Source organism: Pseudomonas atagonensis (genome assembly GCF_011369485.1).
Classification (GTDB): domain Bacteria; phylum Pseudomonadota; class Gammaproteobacteria; order Pseudomonadales; family Pseudomonadaceae; genus Aquipseudomonas; species Aquipseudomonas atagonensis.
The window spans coordinates 80382-100752 of the sequence record NZ_VXCA01000017.1 but is presented as its reverse complement, the minus strand read 5'-3'; the positions used below and the strand labels follow the sequence as shown (position 1 = coordinate 100752).

The 20371-nt window shown below is 63.1% G+C and carries 2 protein-coding genes (1 of these 2 running past the window's edge); both read left to right on the top strand.

Annotation, left to right across the window (positions count from 1 at the left end; all coding sequences use genetic code 11):
- Positions 1–2474, top strand: the end of a protein-coding gene (locus tag F2P67_RS12285; protein ID WP_166220679.1) for a non-ribosomal peptide synthetase. The gene continues 10543 nt to the left of window position 1, outside the view; the window shows 2474 of its 13017 coding nt (coding positions 10544–13017); the start codon falls outside the window, past its left edge; it ends in the stop codon at positions 2472–2474.
- Entirely contained in the window at positions 2471–20314 is a 17844-nt protein-coding gene (locus F2P67_RS12280) for a non-ribosomal peptide synthase/polyketide synthase (RefSeq protein WP_166220677.1), read from the top strand. Before F2P67_RS12285 ends, F2P67_RS12280 begins: the two co-directional genes overlap by 4 nt.
- Positions 20315–20371 lie beyond the last annotated feature (57 nt).

Below are 20371 nucleotides of genomic sequence, written 5' to 3'. Positions count from 1 at the left end.
GCATCGAGGAAGTCTGTCAGCCGCTGCCTGCATCGGTGGCGCAACGTCTGCGTAGTCAGGCACGGTTGCTCGGTGTCAGCGTCGCCAGTCTGTTCCATCTCGCCTGGGCACAGGTGCTGGCAGCCACGTCGAGCCAGGAACGGGTAGTGTTCGGCACGGTGCTGCTTGGCCGCATGCAGGGCGGGGCGGGCGCGGATCGCGGACTGGGCATGTTCATCAATACCTTGCCATTTCGCGTGGATATCGATGAAACCGACGTTCGTGCCGGGGTCAAGGCGACGCATGCGCGGCTCAGTGCGCTGTTGGCCCACGAACATGCTTCGCTGGCACTGGCTCAACGTTGCAGCGGTGTCGCGGCGCCGTCGCCGCTGTTCAGCGCGATGCTCAATTACCGGCATAGCGACAGTGAAGCCCGATCAGAAGCCAGACGGCAGGCCTGGCAAGGCATCGAATCCCTTGCCGGCGAGGAGCGCACCAACTACCCGTTGACCCTCAACGTTGATGATCTGGGCAGCGGCTTCCAGCTGACCGTGATGACCCCGGCGCGCATTGGTGCGACACGCATCAGCCAGTTCATGCAGAACGCGCTGGTCGCATTGGTCGACGCGTTGCAGCTAACACCCCGGCAAGCGTTGAACCGCCTGACGGTGTTGCAGGATGAGGAACGGCAGGCGTTGCTGTTCGGCCTCAACGACACCGGTATCGATTACGACTTGCAGCAGACAATCCACGGTATGTTCGAGGCGCAGGTACTGCGTACGCCACAGGCGTTGGCTGTCGTCGCCGGTGAACAGTCATTGACCTACGCGCAACTGAATGAGCACGCCAATCGCTTGGCCCGACACTTGATCAGGTTCGGCGTGCAGCCGGATTCGCGGGTGGCAATCTGCGTCGAACGCAGTCTGGAAATGGTCATCGGCCTGCTCGCCATCAACAAGGCCGGCGGCGGCTATGTCCCGCTGGATCCGGCGTATCCACTGGAACGCCTCGCCTGCATGCTTGAGGACAGCGGGCCGGTGGCGGTGCTGGTGCAGGGTTCGACTCGCGAGTTACTGGGCGACATCGCTGTGCCGGTGGTCAATCTCGACCAGAACCTCTGGCAATCGTTGCCTGCCGATAATCTGCAAATACCGGCGCTGACCCCACAACACACCGCGTACGTGATCTACACCTCCGGTTCCACCGGCCAGCCCAAAGGCGTGGTCAACGAGCACGCCGCCGTGGTCAACCGTTTGCTGTGGATGCAGGACGCTTATCAACTGAGCGCGGCCGATTCGGTGCTGCAGAAAACCCCATTCAGCTTCGACGTCTCGGTGTGGGAGTTCTTCTGGCCGTTGATGACCGGGGCGCGACTGGTCATGGCGCGTCCCGGCGGGCACAAGGATCCGCAATACCTTGGCGAAGTGATCGAGGCCGAGAACATCACCACGCTGCACTTTGTGCCGTCGATGCTCGAGGTGTTCCTCGCCAACAGCGACACCGACCGCAGTAGCGGTCTGCGGCGGGTGATGTGCAGCGGTGAGGCGTTGCCGGGCAGTCTGGTGCGGCGTTTCAAACTGCAATTGCCGGACAGCGAGTTGCATAACCTGTACGGCCCGACCGAAGCGGCCGTCGACGTGACCGCGTGGAATTGCGCCGGGCCCATCGAGCACACCCCGGACAACATCCCGATCGGCAAACCGATCGCCAATACCCGAATGTACATCCTCGATGCGCAACAACAGCCGGTGCCGCAAGGCGTGGTCGGCGAGTTGTACATCGGCGGGGTGCAGGTCGCCCGTGGTTACCTGAACCGGCCGCAGCTGACGGCCGAGCGCTTCCTCGAGGATCCGTTTCAGCCGGACGGGCGGATGTACCGCACCGGCGACGTCGCCCGGTATCGCCCGGACGGCAACATCGAGTACCTGGGCCGTAACGATGATCAGGTGAAGATCCGTGGTTTGCGCATCGAACCGGGTGAGATTCAGGCGCGTATGACCGGGATCGCTGGCGTGCAGGAAGCCGCCGTGCTGGCCCGTGAAGATCAGCCCGGGGACAAGCGCCTGGTCGCGTATTACACCGGCGAGCGTCTGGAATTCGACGTGCTGCGCAGTCATCTGCTTGAACATTTGCCGGATTACATGGTGCCAGCGGTGTTCGTGCATCTGCCCGCATTGCCGCTGAGCCCCAACGGCAAACTCGACCGCAAGGCCTTGCCGGCACCGGATCAGAGTGCGCTGAAAACCCGTGAATACGAAGCCCCGGTCGGCGAAGTCGAAATCACCCTTGCACGCCTCTGGGCTGACCTGCTCAACGTTGAACGGGTAGGGCGCCACGACCATTTCTTTGAACTGGGTGGTCACTCATTACTGGCGGTCAGCCTGATCGGCCGGTTACGTCAGGAAGGCATGGATGCCGACGTCAGGGCGTTGTTCGAACAACCGACCCTGGCCGGTTACGCCGCAATTACGGAAAGAATGGAGATCGTCCTGTGAATGTGCTCGAACTGTTGGCAGTCCTGAAGACCAAAGACATTCAATTGGCGGTGACCGATGAGCAATTACGCGTCAATGGCAACAAGCAGGCGTTGAGCGATCCGGCCCTGTTGGCTGCGCTGCGTGAACACAAACCGGCGCTGATCGAACTGATCAAGGCCGGGCAATACTCGGCGAGCAAGGCCGGCCAGATCGAGGTGCCGGCCAACGGCATTCGCCCCGGCACCACGCGCATCACATCTGAAATGTTGACCCTCGCCAAAGTCGATCAAGCGACCATTGACCGCTTGATCGCCGACATCCCCGGCGGCGCCGCCAATGTGCAGGACATCTATCCGCTGGCGCCGTTGCAGGAAGGCATTCTCTATCACCACGCGAGCAACGAGCAGGGCGATCCGTACGTCATGCAGTCGTATTTCGCCTTCAGCAGCCGTGAGCGTCTGCATGCCTTCATTCAGGCGTTGCAAACGGTGATCGATCGCCACGACATTCTGCGCACAGCGGTGCACTGGGAGGGGCTGGATACGCCGCTGCAAGTGGTCTGGCGTCAGGTGCAACTGCCCGTGGAAGACGTGCAGCTCGACAGCGAGGGCGATGTCTTGCAGCAACTGCACGAACGCTTTGACGCACGGCATTTCCGTCTCGACGTCACCCGTGCACCGCTGATGCGGCTGGCCTACGCCTGGGATCAGGCCGGTCAGCGAGTGGTCGCGACGTTGCTGTTCCATCACATGGCGCTGGACCACTCGGCGCTCGACGTGGTGCGCCACGAGTTGCACGCCTGTCTGACCGGCCAGCAGCAAGCGCTGGGTCGACCGGTGCCGTTCCGCAATTACGTGGCGCAAGCGCGGCTGGGCATCAGCGAGGCGGAACACGAGGCGTTTTTCCGCGACATGCTCGGTGATATCAGCGAGCCGACGCTGCCCTACGGTTTGCAGGATGTCCAGGGTGACGGCCTCGGCATTGCCGAGCTGAGCCTGCCGATCGATCCGCTGCTGGGCCAGCGTCTGCGGGCGCAAGCGAGGCAGCTCGGCGTGAGTGCCGCGAGTCTGTTCCATCTCGGTTGGGCGCAGGTACTGGCCGCATTGACCGGCAAGCCCAACGTAGTGTTTGGCACCGTGCTGATGGGCCGTATGCAAGGCGCCGAAGCCACCGAGCGCGCACTAGGGATTTTCATCAACACTTTGCCGCTGCGGGTCGATGTCGATGCGCAGGGCGTGCGGGCGGCGGTGGAGGCGACGCACAAACGTCTGACCACGCTGATGCGCCACGAACACGCACCGCTGGCGCTGGCGCAACGTTGCAGCGGCGTGGTTGCACCCACGCCGCTGTTCAGTGCCTTGCTCAATTACCGTCACAGCCATACGTCGGCAACGGCGAGTGCCGAGACTCTTGCCGCCTGGGAAGGCATCAGCACGATCAGTTCCGAAGAACGCACCAACTATCCGCTGACCCTGAGCGTCGATGATTTTGCCGATGCGTTCAGCCTGACGCTGCTGGCCACCACCGACGTCGAACCGCAGCGCATCTGCGAGTACATGCATTGCGCCCTGGAACATCTGGTGCTGGCGCTGGAGCAGGCGCCGGACACCGCGCTCAACCAATTGCCGGTTCTGCCGGCAGCGGAGCGCGAGCAACTGCTGGTCGCGTTCAATGCCACTCAAGCCGACTTCCCGGCAACGCTGACTATTGCGCAAAGTTTCGAGGCGCAAGTGGCGCTGCGCCCCGAGGCCGTGGCGGCGGTATTTGCGGGTGAGCCATTGAGCTACGCCGAGCTCAACGGCCATGCCAATGCGTTGGCCCATCAGTTGATCGAATCGGGTGTGAAGCCCGACGACCGTGTGGCCATCGTCGCCCGCCGAGGCCTCGATACGCTGGTCGGGCTGGTGGCGATTCTCAAGGCCGGGGCAGCTTATGTGCCGGTCGATCCGGCGCATCCGGCAGATCGTCTGCGCTATCTGCTCAGTGACAGCGCGCCGGTCGTTGTCCTCACTCAACACAATCTGCGGGAGCGCTTGCCCGCGCTGAATGTGCCGGTGATCGATCTCGACCGGCATGCCCGGCCGGCAGATATCCTCGATCCGCAAGTGCCGGGGCTGACCGTCGAGCACCTGGCCTACGTTATTTACACCTCCGGTTCAACCGGCCTGCCCAAAGGCGTGATGGTCGAACACCTCACGTTGTCGAATCTGGTCGACTGGCACTGCACTGCGTTCGATCTGTGCGCCGGTCGCCACACCTCCAGCCTCGCCGGGTTCGGGTTTGACGCCATGGCCTGGGAGGTCTGGCCGGCGTTGTGTGCCGGCGCGACCTTGCATCTGGCACCGGTTCACGAAGGCAGCGAAGACATCGACGCGTTGCTCGACTGGTGGTGTGCGCAGCCGCTGGACGTGAGTTTCCTGCCGACACCCGTGGCCGAATATGCCTTCAGCCAGCACCTCGAACACCCGACCTTGCGCACGCTGCTGATCGGTGGCGACCGCTTGCGGCAGTTCAACCGCAATCAGCAATTCGACGTGATCAACAACTACGGCCCGACCGAAGCCACGGTGGTCGCGACCTCTGGACGGATCGAGGCGGGCGACGCGCTGCACATCGGCAAACCGGTGACCAACGCTACGGTGTACGTGCTGGATGAGCAGCAGCGCCCGGTGCCGATTGGGGTCATGGGCGAGCTGTACGTCGGTGGCGCCGGTGTCGCGCGAGGCTATCTGAACCGCGCCGATCTGACGGCCGAGCGTTTCCTCGACGATCCATTCAGCCGCGCGGCGAATCCGCGCATGTACCGCACCGGCGACCTTGTACGCTGGCGTGCCGACGGCACGCTGGAATATGTGGGACGTAACGACGATCAGGTGAAGATCCGTGGCGTACGGATCGAACTCGGCGAAATCGAAACCCGCCTCAACCAGTTGCCCGGCATTCAGGAAGCGGTACTGCTGGCTCGCGAAGACGAACCCGGGCAACCGCGACTGGTGGCTTATTTCACCGAGCAAGCGCAGGTCGAGCCGCTGGCCGTGGCTGAATTGCGCGCCCACCTGCTGACGCAATTGCCGGATTACATGGTGCCGGTGGCGTTCGTCAGACTCGACGCGCTGCCACTGACCGCCAATGGCAAGGTCGACCGCAAGGCGCTGCCCAAGCCTGATCGCGCGGCATTGTTTACCCGCGAATACGAGGCGCCGCACAACGAACTGGAGACTGCGCTGGCGCAGATCTGGGCGCAAGTGCTGCAGGTTGAGCGCGTCGGGCGTCAGGATCACTTCTTCGAACTCGGCGGCCATTCGCTGCTGGCGATGCGCATGGTCTCGCAGGTTCGCCAACGTCTCGGGGTCGAGCTGGCGTTGGCCGACCTGTTCGCCAATGCTGAGCTTGCAGCGGTCGCCGAGGCGGTGGCGCAAGCCGGACGCTGTACGCAACCGGAGATTGTGCCGGTGGCCCGCGACGGCGCCTTGCCGCTGTCGTTTGCCCAACAACGTTTGTGGTTTCTGGCGCAAATGGAAGGCGCCAACACTGCGTACAACATTCCCATCGGCCTGCGCCTGCGTGGCCGTCTGAACGAAGAGGCGCTGCAACAGGCGCTGGCGCGCATCGTCGCCCGCCACGAAACCCTGCGCAGCCGGTTCGCCCAGTTCAACGACGAAGCACAGGTATTGATTGCCCCGGTCGACAGCGGCCTGCTGCTGCGCGTCGAAGATCTGCGGCAGCACCCGCAACCTGACGAAACCTTGCAAGCACTGATTCAGGGCGAAGCTTCCGGGCCATTCGACTTGCAGGACGACCCGCTGATTCGTGGACGTCTCGTGCGTCTGGCCGACGATCACCATGTGCTGTTGCTGACCCTGCATCACATCATTTCCGATGGCTGGTCGATGGGTGTGCTGACCCGCGAACTGATGGCGTTGTATCAGGCATTCAGCCACGGCCAGCCCGATCCGTTGCCGCCGCTGGCGCTGCAATACACCGACTACGCGGTGTGGCAGCGACGCTGGCTCAGTGGCGAGGTGCTGCAACGTCAGAGCGAATACTGGCGGCAGACGCTGGCCGGTGCTCCGGCGCTGCTGATGCTGCCGACGGATCGACCGCGCCCGGCAGAACAGGATTTCGCTGGCAGCACCGTCGAAGTGGCGCTCGACGAGCGTTTGAGTGCCGGGCTCAAAGCCCTGTCTCAACGCCACGGCGTGACGATGTACATGCTGATGATCAGCGCCTGGGCGAGCCTGTTGAGTCGTTTGTCCGGCCAGCCCGAAGTGGTCATCGGTTCGCCAGTGGCCAACCGCACCCGCGCCGAGATCGAAGGCCTGATCGGCATGTTCGTCAACACCCTGGCATTGCGCCTCGACACCTCTGGGGCGTTGAGCACCGAAGCGCTGCTGGCGCGGGTCAAGGCACAAACCCTGGCGGCGCAGGCCCACCAGGATCTGCCGTTCGAGCAAGTGGTGGAAATCACCAAACCTTTGCGCAGCATGGCCCACAGTCCTTTGTTTCAGACGATGTTCAGTTGGGACAGTGGTCAGGATTCAAGCCTGAGCCTGGGCGACCTGGTGCTGGAAAGCGTTGCCGAGCCCAGCCATTTCGCCAAGTTCGATCTGTCGTTGACGCTGGCGGACGCACCGGGCGGGATTCGTGGTTCGCTGGAATACGCCATCGCCTTGTTCGATGAGGCGACGATCCAGCGGTATGTCGGTTACTTGCAGAAACTGCTGCAGGCGATGGTCAGCAACGATCAAGCGGTACTGGAGCACGTGGCATTGCTGGCGGACGAGGAGCGTCAGCATTTGCTGTTTGATCTGAACGCAACCGCCGTCCCGCACGATCTCGACCAGACCGTTCAGGCTCGCTTCGAGGCGCAAGTGATGCGCACGCCAGACGCCGATGCCGTGGTGACTGCGGAACAGCACTTGAGTTACGCCGAGTTGAACCGTCGCGCCAATCGCCTTGCCCATCACCTGCGCCAGTCAGGTGTGGGCGTCGATTGCCGGGTGGCCATCTGCGTCGAACGCGGGCCGGAGCTGCTCGTGGGGTTGCTGGGCATTCTCAAGGCTGGCGGCGCGTATGTGCCGCTGGATCCGGGGTATCCCGCCGAACGTCTGGCCTACATGCTTGAGGACAGCGCGCCGGTGGCGGTGTTGGTGCAGGCGGCAACGCGTTCGCTGATCGGTGAGACCGCCGCCACGCTGATCGACTTCGATCATTGCACCTGGCAAGAGCTGCCGGAGAGCAATCCGCAGGTTCCAGGCCTGAGCGCTGCGAATCTGGCCTATGTCATTTACACTTCTGGCTCCACCGGCATGCCGAAAGGGGTGATGGTCGAGCACCGCAACCTCTGCAATCTGCTGCACTGGAGCGCCAGCCTGTGTCCGTTGTCGACCGGTGCTGCGTTGTTGCAGAAAACCCCGTTCAGTTTTGATGCCTCGGTGTGGGAGCTGTTCTGGCCGCTGACCAGCGGGATGCGCCTGGTTCTTGCCAGCCCTGACGGGCATCGCGATCCCGCCGCTCTGGTGCAGCTCGTTCGAGAGCAGCAGGTCAACGTCATTCAGTTTGTGCCGGCGCTGTTGCAGCAGTTTCTCGAACAGGACTACGTGGATCAATGTTGCAGCCTCACCGATGTGTTCTGTGGCGGTGGCGAGCTGACGACTACGTTGGTGCGTAGTGTGCGTGAACGTCTGCCGCATGTTCGCCTGCATAATGTTTATGGCCCGACCGAAGCGACGGTCGACAGCACCGTGTGGACGCTGGCGCCGGATGCACCGGTACCGGACAGCGCGCCGCCGATTGGCAAACCGCTTTGCAATACCCGCGTGTACATCCTTGATGCTCACCAGCAACCGGTCCCCATCGGTGTCGTCGGTGAGTTGTATCTCGGCGGCGTGCAAGTGGCGCGGGGTTACCTGAACCGGCCCGAACTGACGGCTGAACGCTTCCTCGACGACCCGTTCAGTGAGCAGACCGGAGCGAGCCTGTACCGCACCGGCGACATTGCGCGATATCTCGCCGATGGCAATATCGAATACCTGGGGCGCAATGACGACCAGGTCAAGATCCGTGGTTTGCGTATCGAACCCGGCGAGATACAGGCGCATCTGGCGCAGGTCGATGGTGTGCGCGAAGCCGCCGTGCTGGCCCGTGAAGACGTGCCGGGAGACCAGCGTCTGGTGGCGTATTACAGCGGCGAGCCACTGCCAATCGATCAGTTGCGTAGCCAATTGCTCAAGCACCTGCCGGACTACATGGTGCCCGCCGTGTTCGTGCATCTGGACGCCTTGCCGCTCAGTCCCAACGGCAAACTGGATCGCAAGGCCTTGCCCGCACCGGACCAGACCGCGCTGTTGAGCCGCGAGTATGAAGCCCCGGTTGGCGAAGTCGAAACTGCCATTGCCGCTATCTGGGCTGAATTGCTCAAGGTCGAGCGGATAGGGCGCTTTGATCACTTCTTCGAACTGGGCGGCCATTCGTTGATGGCGGTCAATCTGGTGGCACGCATGCGCCGCGTCGGCCTGTCAGCGGATATCCGCGTGCTGTTCGGCCAACCGACGCTGGCCGCGCTGGCGGCGGCGGTGGGTGGCGAGCCTGAAGTTGCCGTTGCGGCCAATCTGATCCCGCCAGGCTGCACGCGCATTACCCCGGAATTGTTGCCGCTGGTCACGCTGGATCAAGCAGCCATCGACAGAGTCGTCGCGAGTGTCCCCGGTGGTGCCCTGAATATTCAGGACATTTATCCGCTGGCGCCCTTGCAGACCGGGATTTTGTTCCATCATCTGTCAGCGGCGCAGGGTGATCCGTATGTGCTGCAGGCGCAATTCGCGTTTGCCGATGAGCAGCGTTTGCAGGCCTTCACCGATGCCCTGCAACGCGTGATCGAACGCCACGACATCTTGCGCACCTCGTTGTTCTGGGAGGGGCTGGAAGAGCCGGTGCAAGTGGTCTGGCGGCAAGCGTCATTACGTTGCGAGGCGCTGACACTGGACGATTCCGGCGATGCGCTGAGCCAGTTGCGTGCCCGGTTCGCCGTCGACACCTTCCGCATGAACATCACCGAGGCACCGCTGATGCGTGTCGTGCATGCCCGGGATTCGGTGAATCAACGCGTGGTGGCGTTGCTGCTGTTCCATCATCTGGTGATGGATCACGTGGCGCTTGAGGTGCTGCAACACGACATGCAGGCGTTCCTGCTCGGCACGGCTCAGCGGTTGAGCGAGCCGGTGCCGTACCGCAATTACGTGGCGCACACCCGTTACGGTTTGAGCGAGCAGGCGCACGAACGCTTCTTCCGCGACATGCTCGGCCATATCGACGAGCCGACCGTGCCCTACGGTCAGCCTCTGGCGGACGAGAGGCCGGCGCAACACGCGCAACTGACGCTTGATCGCGACCTGAGCCGCAGCGTGCGTCTGCAATCGCGGCGTCTGGGTGTCAGCGCAGCAAGCCTGATGCACCTCGCCTGGGCGCAAGTGCTGGGGCAATTGTCCGGGCGCGACGCCGTGGTGTTCGGCACGGTATTGCTCGGCAGATTGCAGGGCGGCGAAGGGGCGGAGCGGGCGCTCGGGGTGTTCATCAACACCTTGCCGCTGTGCATCGAGCTGAACGCACACAGCGTGAAAGGCGCGGCACTGGCGACCCATGAGCGCTTGAGCCAGTTGCTCGCCCACGAACACGCGCAGTTGGCGCAAGTGCAGCAATGCAGCGCGATGCCGTCGGGCACGCCGCTGTTCAGCACACTGCTCAACTATCGCCACAGCGCCCCCGTCGGGCCTATATCCGCCGAGATGCAAGCCGCGTGGCATGGCATGCAGTTGCTGGCGGCCGAGGAGCACACCAACTATCGCCTGACCCTCAGCGTTGACGATCTCGGCGAAGATTTCAGCCTGAAGGCGCTGGCTGCAGCGGGCATCGATGCGCAGCGCATCTGCGCGTACATGCAGGTTGCGTTAGGCGTATTGGTCGATGCACTGGAGCATACGCCTCATGCAGGTTTTGATCGCTTGTCCGTTGTGCCTGCCGCAGAACGTCATCAGTTGCTGGTCGAGTTCAATGCAACTGAACGTGAATACCCGCATTCGCTGACGATCCATGGCCTGTTCGAGCGGCAAGCCGTCGCGCAAGCACAAGCCGTGGCCGCGGTGCAGGGTGAGCAATCGCTGACTTACCTTGAGCTGAACGCCCGGGCTAACCAGTTGGCCCATCACCTGATTGCCCACGGCGTGCAACCGGGCGATCACGTGGCGATCCTGTTGCCGCGCTCGCTGCAACTGCTGGTCGCGCAACTGGCGATTGCCAAGTGCGCGGCAGCCTACGTGCCGCTGGATATCAATGCGCCGAGCGAGCGTCAGGCGTTCATGGTTGAGGACTGTCAGGCCGTGGCGCTGTTGACCTTGAGCGGCGAAGTGATCGACTACGCCGCGCCACGCATCGATCTCGACAGGCTGACCCTCAACGGGCAACCGACGCATAACCCGAACCTGCTGCAATCGTCGGAATCGCTGGCGTACATCATGTACACCTCCGGCTCCACCGGTACGCCGAAAGGCGTGATGATCCCGCACCGTGGCATTGGCCGTCTGGTGATCAACAACGGCTATGCCGATTTCAATGCGCAGGATCGCGTGGTCTTTGCCTCGAACCCGGCATTCGACGCCAGCACCATGGACATCTGGGGGCCATTGCTCAATGGCGGTCGCGTCGTGGTGATCGACCACCAGACGCTGCTTGATCCGAACGCTTTCGGTCGTGCGTTGAGCGCGAGCGGGGCGACTGTGCTGTTCGTCACCACGGCGCTGTTCAACCAGTACGTGCAACTGATTCCGCAGGCGCTCAAAGGCCTGCGCATTCTGTTGTGCGGCGGCGAGCGTGGCGACCCGGCGGCGTTCAGCCGACTGCTGGCCGAGGCGCCAGAACTGCGCATCGTGCACTGCTACGGCCCGACCGAAACCACCACCTACGCGACAACCTTCGAAGTACACGAAGTGGCGGAAAGCGCCGAGAGCGTGCCGATTGGCGGGCCGATTTCCAACACTCAGGTGTACGTGCTCGATGCTCATCAACAACCGGTGCCGATGGGTGTGACCGGTGAGTTGTACATCGGCGGGCAGGGTGTTGCCCTCGGTTACCTGAACCGTGCAGATCTGAACGCCGAGAAATTTCTCCCCGACCCGTTCAGCAGCAAACCCGGCGCCTTGTTGTATCGCACCGGTGATCTGGCGCGGTGGCTGGCGCCGGGGCAACTTGACTGCGTCGGGCGCAATGACGATCAGGTGAAAATCCGTGGTTTCCGCATCGAGCTGGGCGAAATCGAAAACCGCCTGCTCAAATGTCCGGGCATCAAGGAAGCGGTGGTGCTGGCGCGCCGCGACGACGAGGAAAACCCACGTCTGGTGGCGTATTACACGGTGACGGGCGCCAGTCTGGGCAGCACCGGTCTGCACGCCCGATTGCAGGCACAGCTACCGGATTACATGATGCCGACAGCGTGGGTGCAGCTTGACGCTTTGCCGTTGAACAACAATGGCAAGGTTGACCGTAAAGCCTTGCCCAAGCCTGACGAAGCAGCGTTACTGATTCGTGAATACGCTGCACCGCAAGGCGAGCTGGAAAACGTTCTGGCACAAATCTGGATTGAAGTGCTACAGGTCGAGCAAGTTGGCCGTCACGATCACTTCTTTGAACTGGGCGGCCATTCGTTGCTGGCAATGCGCATGGTTTCGCTGGTGCGTCAGCGCCTCGGTGTAGAGTTGGCGCTGAGCGATCTGTTTGCCGACGCGCAACTGCACGCCGTGGCCGAGGCGCTGAATCGTGCCGGACGCAGCACATTGCCGCAGATCCTCCCGGCTGCGCGTGATGGAGCGTTGCCCATGTCCTTCGCCCAGCAACGCCTGTGGTTCCTGGCGCAAATGGCGGGGGGCAACTCGGCCTACAACATTCCGATAGGCCTGCGCTTGCGCGGCCGTCTCGACGTCGATGCCCTGCAACAGGCGCTGATGCGGATCGTTGCCCGCCACGAAACCCTGCGCAGCCGTTTCAGCCCCCTCGACGACACCGCGCAGGTTTGCATTGCTCCGGTCGACAGCGGCCTGTTGCTGGCATTTGAAGACCTGCGCCGACAGCCGCGGGCCGAACAGACCTTGCAGACCTTGATGGCGCAGGAAGCGTCGACGGCATTCGATCTGCAAAACGATTCGCTGATTCGCGGTCGCCTGGTGTGTCTGGCCGACGATCACCACGTGCTGTTGCTGACGGTGCATCACATCGTTGCCGACGGCTGGTCAATGGGTGTGCTGACCCGCGAGCTGATGGCGTTGTATCAGGCGTTCAGCCATGGCGGGCAAGATCCGTTGCCAGCGCTGGCGTTGCAGTACGGCGATTACGCGGTGTGGCAACGGCGCTGGCTCAGCGGTGAAGTGCTGCAGCGCCAGAGCGATTACTGGCAGCAAACCCTCGACGGCGCGCCGACGCTGCTGACCCTGCCCACCGACCGTGCGCGCCCGGTGCGTCAGGACTACGCCGGCAGCAACGTCGAAGTGCGCCTGGGCGAGCGCTTGAGTGCGGCGCTCAAGGCCTTGAGTCAACGACATGGCGTGACTCTGTTCATGACCATGACCAGCGCCTGGGCCCTGTTGATGAGTCGACTGTCCGGGCAATCCGATGTGCTGATCGGCTCGCCGGTGGCCAACCGCACCCGCGCCGAAACCGAAGGGTTGATCGGCATGTTCGTCAACACGTTGGCATTGCGTATCGACACCTCGGGCGAACCGAACGTCGAAACGCTGCTGGCGCGGGTCAAGGCGCGGACCCTGGACGCTCAGTCGCACCAGGATCTGCCGTTCGAGCAAGTGGTGGAAATTGCCAAACCGGCGCGCAGCCTGGCGAACAGCCCGTTGTTCCAGACCTCACTGAGCTGGGACAGCAGCGTCGGGCCGCAATTGGCCCTCGGCGATCTGACGCTGGAAGGGGTGGCCGCCACGGCGCAGGTGGCCAAGTTTGACCTGACCCTGACGCTGGGGGACGTCAACGGGGTGATTCGCGGCTCGTTGAACTACGCCACGGCGCTGTTCGACGCTTCGACGATCCAGCGTTACACCGGCTACTTCGAGCGGCTGCTGGAAGCGATGATCGGCGACGATCGCACGGTATTGGAACAAGTACCGTTGCTGGCAGCGGATGAGCGCCGACGCGTGTTGGCGGACTTCAACTCCACCGCCCGTGACTACCCGCAGACGCTGACCGCCCACGGAATTTTCCAGCAACAAGCGGCGGCGCATCCCAAGGCTATTGCCGCGGTGCACGGCGAACAATCGCTGAGCTACTTCGAACTCAATGCCCAGGCCAATCGCCTGGCTCATCATCTGATTGCCCACGGCGTGCAACCGGGCGACCACGTGGCGCTCCTGTTGCCGCGCTCGCTGCAACTGCTGGTGGCGCAACTGGCGATTGCCAAGTGCGCGGCAGCCTACGTGCCGCTGGACATCCATGCACCGAGCGAGCGTCAGGCATTCATGGTCGAGGACTGTCAGGCCGTGGCGCTGTTGACCTTGAGCGGCGAAGTGATCGACTACGCCGCGCCACGCATCGATCTCGACAGGCTGACCCTCAACGGGCAACCGACGCACAACCCGAACCTGCTGCAATCATCGGAATCACTGGCGTACATCATGTACACCTCCGGCTCCACCGGTACGCCGAAAGGCGTAATGATCCCGCACCGTGGCATCGGTCGTCTGGTGATCAACAACGGTTACGCCGATTTCAATGCGCAGGATCGCGTGGTATTTGCCTCGAACCCGGCGTTCGACGCCAGCACCATGGACATCTGGGGGCCATTGCTCAATGGCGGTCGCGTCGTGGTGATCGACCACCAGACGCTGCTTGATCCGAACGCTTTCGGTCGTGCGTTGAGCGCGAGCGGGGCGACTGTGCTGTTCGTCACCACGGCGCTGTTCAACCAGTACGTGCAACTGATTCCGCAGGCGCTCAAAGGCCTGCGCATTCTGTTGTGCGGCGGCGAGCGCGGCGACCCGGCAGCGTTCCGCCGACTGCTGACCGAAGCGCCAGAACTGCGCATCGTGCACTGCTACGGCCCGACCGAAACCACCACCTACGCGACAACCTTCGAAGTACACGAAGTGGCGGAAAGCGCCGAGAGCGTGCCGATTGGCGGGCCGATTTCCAACACTCAGGTGTACGTGCTCGATGCTCATCAACAACCGGTGCCGATGGGTGTGACCGGTGAGTTGTACATCGGCGGGCAGGGTGTTGCCCTCGGTTACCTGAACCGTGCAGATCTGAACGCCGAGAAATTTCTCCCCGACCCGTTCAGCAGTAAACCCGGCGCCTTGTTGTACCGTACCGGTGATCTGGCGCGGTGGCTGGCGCCGGGGCAACTTGACTGCATCGGGCGCAACGACGATCAGGTGAAAATCCGTGGTTTCCGCATTGAGCTGGGCGAAATCGAAAACCGCCTGCTCAACTGCCCGGGCATCAAGGAAGCGGTGGTGCTGGCGCGCCGCGATGCTCAGGAAATCACACGTCTGGTGGCGTACTACACCGTCGCAGGCGAGCCACTGGAGAGCGCCAGTCTGCACGCCCAATTGCAGGCGCGGCTGCCGGAATACATGCTGCCGAGCGCGTGGGTGCAACTCGATGCCTTGCCGCTGAACAACAATGGCAAGGTTGATCGCAAGGCACTGCCGGCGCCGACGCAAGACGCGTTGCTCAGCCGGGTTTACGAGACCCCGGCCAATACGCTGGAAGCGAGTCTGGCGCTCGTCTGGGCCGAGGTGTTGCAGGTTGAGCGGGTCGGGCGCCACGACAACTTTTTCGAACTGGGCGGCCATTCGTTGCTGGCGATGCGCATGCTCTCCCAGGTGCGTCAGCAGATGGGCGTCGAACTGGCGTTAACCGATCTGTTCGCCAACCCAGAGCTGGCGGCTGTGGCGCAGGTCTTGAGTCAGGCCGAGCAGAGCACATTGCCGCCGATTCTGTCGGCGCAGCGAGATCAGGCGCTGCCATTGTCTTTTGCCCAGCAACGCCTGTGGTTCCTCGCACAGATGGATGGCGGCAACACGGCTTACAACATTCCGCTGGGTCTGCACCTGCGTGGCCGACTGGACGAGGCGGCCCTGCAGCGAGCATTGGTGCGAATCGTCGCCCGTCACGAAACCCTGCGCAGCCGTTTCGCGCAGTTCAACGATGACGCGCAGGTGCTGATTGCCCCGGTCGACAGCGGTCTGGCGCTGATTTTCGAGGATTTGCGCCAACAACCGCAGGCCGACCCAGCGTTGCGCAGGTTGATCGAAGCTGAAGCGCGCGGGCCGTTCAACTTGCAGGACGATGCATTGATCCGGGGACGTCTGGTGTGCCTGGCCGACGATCATCATGTCCTGCTTCTGACGATGCATCACATCATCGCCGATGGCTGGTCGATGGGGGTTCTGACCCGCGAGCTGATGGCGCTGTATCAGGCGTTCAGCCAGGGCGAGGACGATCCGCTGCCGCCGCTGGCCCTGCAATACACCGACTACGCGGTGTGGCAACGGCGCTGGCTCAGCGGCGAGGTGTTGCAGCGCCAGAGCGATTACTGGCAACGGACTCTGGCCGACAGCCCGGCGTTGCTGGCGTTGCCGACCGACCGTCCGCGTCCCGCGCAACAGGATCACCATGGCGCCAGTGTCGACGTGCGGTTGAGTGCACCGCTGAGTGATGGCCTGAAAACACTCTGCCAGCGTCACGGGGTGACGCCGTACATGGTGACGTTGAGCGTGTGGGCCATGCTGCTCGGGCGCCTGTCCGGGCAAACCGATGTGGTGATCGGTTCGCCGGTTGCCAACCGTACCCGCGCGGAAATCGAAGGGCTGATCGGCATGTTCGTCAACACCCTCGCGTTGCGCATCGATACTGGCGGCGCATTGACGGGCGAGGCGCTGTTGGCGCGGGTCAAGGCGCAGACTCTGGCGGCGCAGGCGCATCAGGATCTGCCGTTCGAACACGTGGTGGAAATCACCCGTCCGGTACGCAGCCTGTCGCATACGCCGCTGTTCCAGACCCTGGTGAGCTGGGACAGCAGCGTGGCGCCGGCACTGACGCTGGGCGGGCTGATGCTGGAAGGTGTGGTCGGGGACAATCAGTTTGTGAAGTTCGACCTGTCGCTGAGTCTGGGCGAAACACCGGAAGGGATTCGCGGCTCGCTGCGCTACGCCACGGCGTTGTTTGACGAATCGACGGTGCGGCGGTTTGTCGGTTACTTCCAGTGCTTGCTGGAGGCACTGGTCAACGATGATCAGGCCGTCATGGCGCAGGTCGACCTGCTCGCTGCGGATGAACGCCAGCGATTGCTCACCGAGTTCAACGCGACCGCTGTCGACTATCCGCTCGAGCAGCCGATCCACAGCCTGTTCGAGGCACAGGTGCGCCGCCGACCGGAAGCGATTGCCGTGCAGAGCGGGGAGCACAGCCTGACTTACCGCGAACTGAATGCCCGTGCCAACCGTCTCGCCCATCACTTGCGGCAGCAGGGCGTTGGAGCGGATTCGCGGGTGGCGCTGTGTGTCGAGCGTGGGCTCGATCTGGTGGTGGGTATGCTGGGCATTCTCAAGGCCGGTGGCGCCTACGTGCCGCTGGATCCGGCCTACCCGACGGAGCGTCTGGTCTACATGCTCAAGGACAGCGCGCCGGTGGCCGTGCTGGTGCAAACGGCCACGCGGTCACTGTTTGCCGGAACCGATGCCGTGCTGATCGATGTTGATCGCTGCAATTGGCACGACGAGCCGGACAGCGATCTGCAGATTGCCGGCCTGAATCCTTCGAACCTGGCATACATGATCTACACCTCCGGTTCGACCGGCACGCCGAAAGGCGTGATGCTGGAGCACCGGGGTTTGTGCAATCTGGTGCATTGGGGCTCGCGGATCTGCCCGCCGAACCCGCAAGCGGCGTTATTGCAGAAAGCCCCTTTCAGTTTCGACGGTTCGGTGTGGGAGTTTTTCTGGCCGCTGAGCGCCGGTGTCCGGCTGGTGCTGGCGCGTCCCGGAGGGCACCGCGAACCTGCTTATCTCGCGCAAGTGATTCGTGAGCAACACGTCACGGTGGTCAAGTTCGTACCGGCACTGTTGCAGCAGTTTCTGGAACAGCCAGACGTCAGTCAGTGCACCAGCCTCGCCGATGTCTTCTGCGGTGGCGGTGAACTCACTGCGGCACTGGCCGAAAAGGTGCGTCAGCACCTGCCGTGGGTGCGTTTGCACAACGTGTACGGCCCGACCGAAGCGACCGTCGACAGCACGGCCTGGACGCTGGAACCGCACATGCCGGTGCCGACATCCGAGTTGCCGATCGGCAAGGCCATCTGCAACACGCGGCTGTACGTGCTCGATGAATACGATCAGCCGGTGCCGCTTGGCGTCAGTGGTCAGTTGCATATTGGCGGCGTCGGCGTGGCTCGTGGCTACAAGGGGTTGTCGCAAATGCAGGCCGAGCGTTTCATTGACAGCCCTTTCGTGGCCGGCGACCGGCTGTATCGCACTGGCGATCTGGTGCGTTACCGCGCGGACGGCAACCTTGAGTTCCTCGGGCGCAACGACTTCCAGGTCAAGCTGCACGGCCTGCGCCTGGAACTCGGCGAAATCGAAGCACGCCTGATCCAGCACCCGGACGTGCACGAAGGGGTGGTGTTGATGCGCGACGAACGTCTGGTCGGCTACTACACCCTGCGCGACGGTGCCGACGTACCCGGCATCGACGCGTTGCGCACGTTCATTCTTGAGCAGTTGCCCGAGTACATGGTGCCGGGGGCGTTTGTCCGGCTGCAGGCCTTGCCCTTGAGTCCAAATGGCAAGGTCGACCGTCAGGCTTTGCCGGCACCGGGCCTCGACGCGTTACTCAGCCGCCACTATGAAGCGCCTGAAGGTGAAATCGAAACCTTGCTGGCCCGAATCTGGGGGGAGGTGCTGAAGGTGGAGCAGATCGGGCGCCACGACAATTTCTTCGAGCTGGGCGGGCATTCGTTGCTCGCGATTCGTCTGGTCAACCTGATGCAGCGGGCGGGGCAACAGGTGACGTTGGCCGAGTTGTTCCAGCGCCCGAGCGTCGAGTCGATGGCGGCGCTGCTCAGCCAGCGCAACGCGGAGCCGGAACAGCCGGAAGGACTGGTCGTCGTGCGTCCTGGCGAGGGCGGCACGCCGCTGTTCCTCGTGCATGAGTTCAGCGGGCGGGACGTGTACTTTCCCGCGCTGGGCCTGCACCTCGAGGGCCAGTTCCCGATTTATGGTTTGCCCGGCGTGCCGCTCGCTCAGGCGCAATTGCCCACCCTTGAGTGCATGGCCTCGCGGATGGTCGGGATCATTCGATCTGTGCAGTCGCACGGCCCGTATCGTCTGGCAGGCTGGTCGTTTGGTGGTTTGCTGGCGTACGAAATCGCCCAGCAACTGCTCGGGCTGGATGAGCCGGTGGCCTTTGTCGGGCTGCTTGATACCTACGCGCCGCACCCGGCCAGCCAGGACAAGACTCGCTGGTGCGGTGAGCATCGGGACAAGCGGCAATTGCTGGAACACTGCCGCGCCCGTTCGCAGATGCGTGGCGCAGAAGGGCAGCAAGCGTTGGCGGAAGTCGAACGACTGGACGCTGAAGTCGAGCACATCGCCTTCAACCCGTTGTTCCAGCGCTGCTGCCAACTGCAATTGCCCGATCCGGAACTGGCAGCGCTGACGCCTGCAGAGGCGTGGGGCTACTTTGATCGTGAAGCGGCCCATGGTCTGGCGCTGGCGAATTACCGCGTCAGCCCGGCCAGCCAGGCGCTGCACTTGTTTCGTGCGCAGGCGCTGATGCCGGGGCAGTCGCAGCCCAGTCCGACGCGGGGTTGGGATGCCCATGTCGCGGCAGGATTGCTGCATTGCATCGACGTGCCGGGCGATCACCGCAGCATGATGAAACTGCCGGATATCCAGACACTCGGCCAGGCGCTGAGTCAAGCGCTGGAGGCGGCACAGGCTCCGGCACCACAAGTTCATCAGCCGCTTTTGACCATCCAGAGCGGGCAGATAGGGCACGCGCCGATCTTCTGTGTGCCGGGGGCGGGCGACAGTGTCATCGGGTTTATTCACCTGACCGAGGCGATTGGTCCGGAGTGGCCGATTTTCGGTCTGCAACCGCGTGGGCTCGATGGCAACGGTGTGCCGCACAGTCAGGTTGAAGCCGCGGCGGCGTGTTATCTGCAAGCGGTCGAGCAGTTGTATCCCCAGGGGCCGGTGCACCTGATCGGTCATTCGTTTGGCGGTTGGGTCGCGCACGCCATGGCGGCGAGGTTGCAGGCGAGCGGGCGCGAGGTGGCTTCGCTGACGTTGATCGACAGCGAAGCTCCCGGCGGTGACGGCACGGCGGGCAAACCGTACACGACGACTGCCGCAATGGAGCGCTTGATCGAAACGTTGCAACTGTCCAGCGGCAAGTCATTGGGCATCGACCCCATGACGTTTGCCGAGGCCGATCACGCCTTGCAAATGCGCCTGTTACACCAAGGCATGGTGCGCGCCGGCGTGTTGTCCGCGCGTTCATCCGAGCAGGCCATGCACGGCCCGGTGCGGACCTTCGCCACTGCATTGCGCACGGTCTATCAACCGACACTCGCTTATCACGGGCCGGTCAGGCTGGCGCTGGTCGACGACCCGACGCTCGACGCCTGGGGCAACCAACGTGAGCAGGCGGCGATCCTTGAAGGCTGGCAGCGACAGGTCAAGGATCTGGCGGTGTGGTACGGGCCGGGCAACCACTTCACGATTCTCAAGGCGCCCAACGTCTTCAGTCTCGCGGCGTGGTGGCACGACGGGCTGAAAGTACCTGCCGGCGAAGTCTGGTCGTAATGTGAATGGCAACGGCAGCCCGGCGTCGAGCCGGGCTCATCCCTGAACGGACTTGTG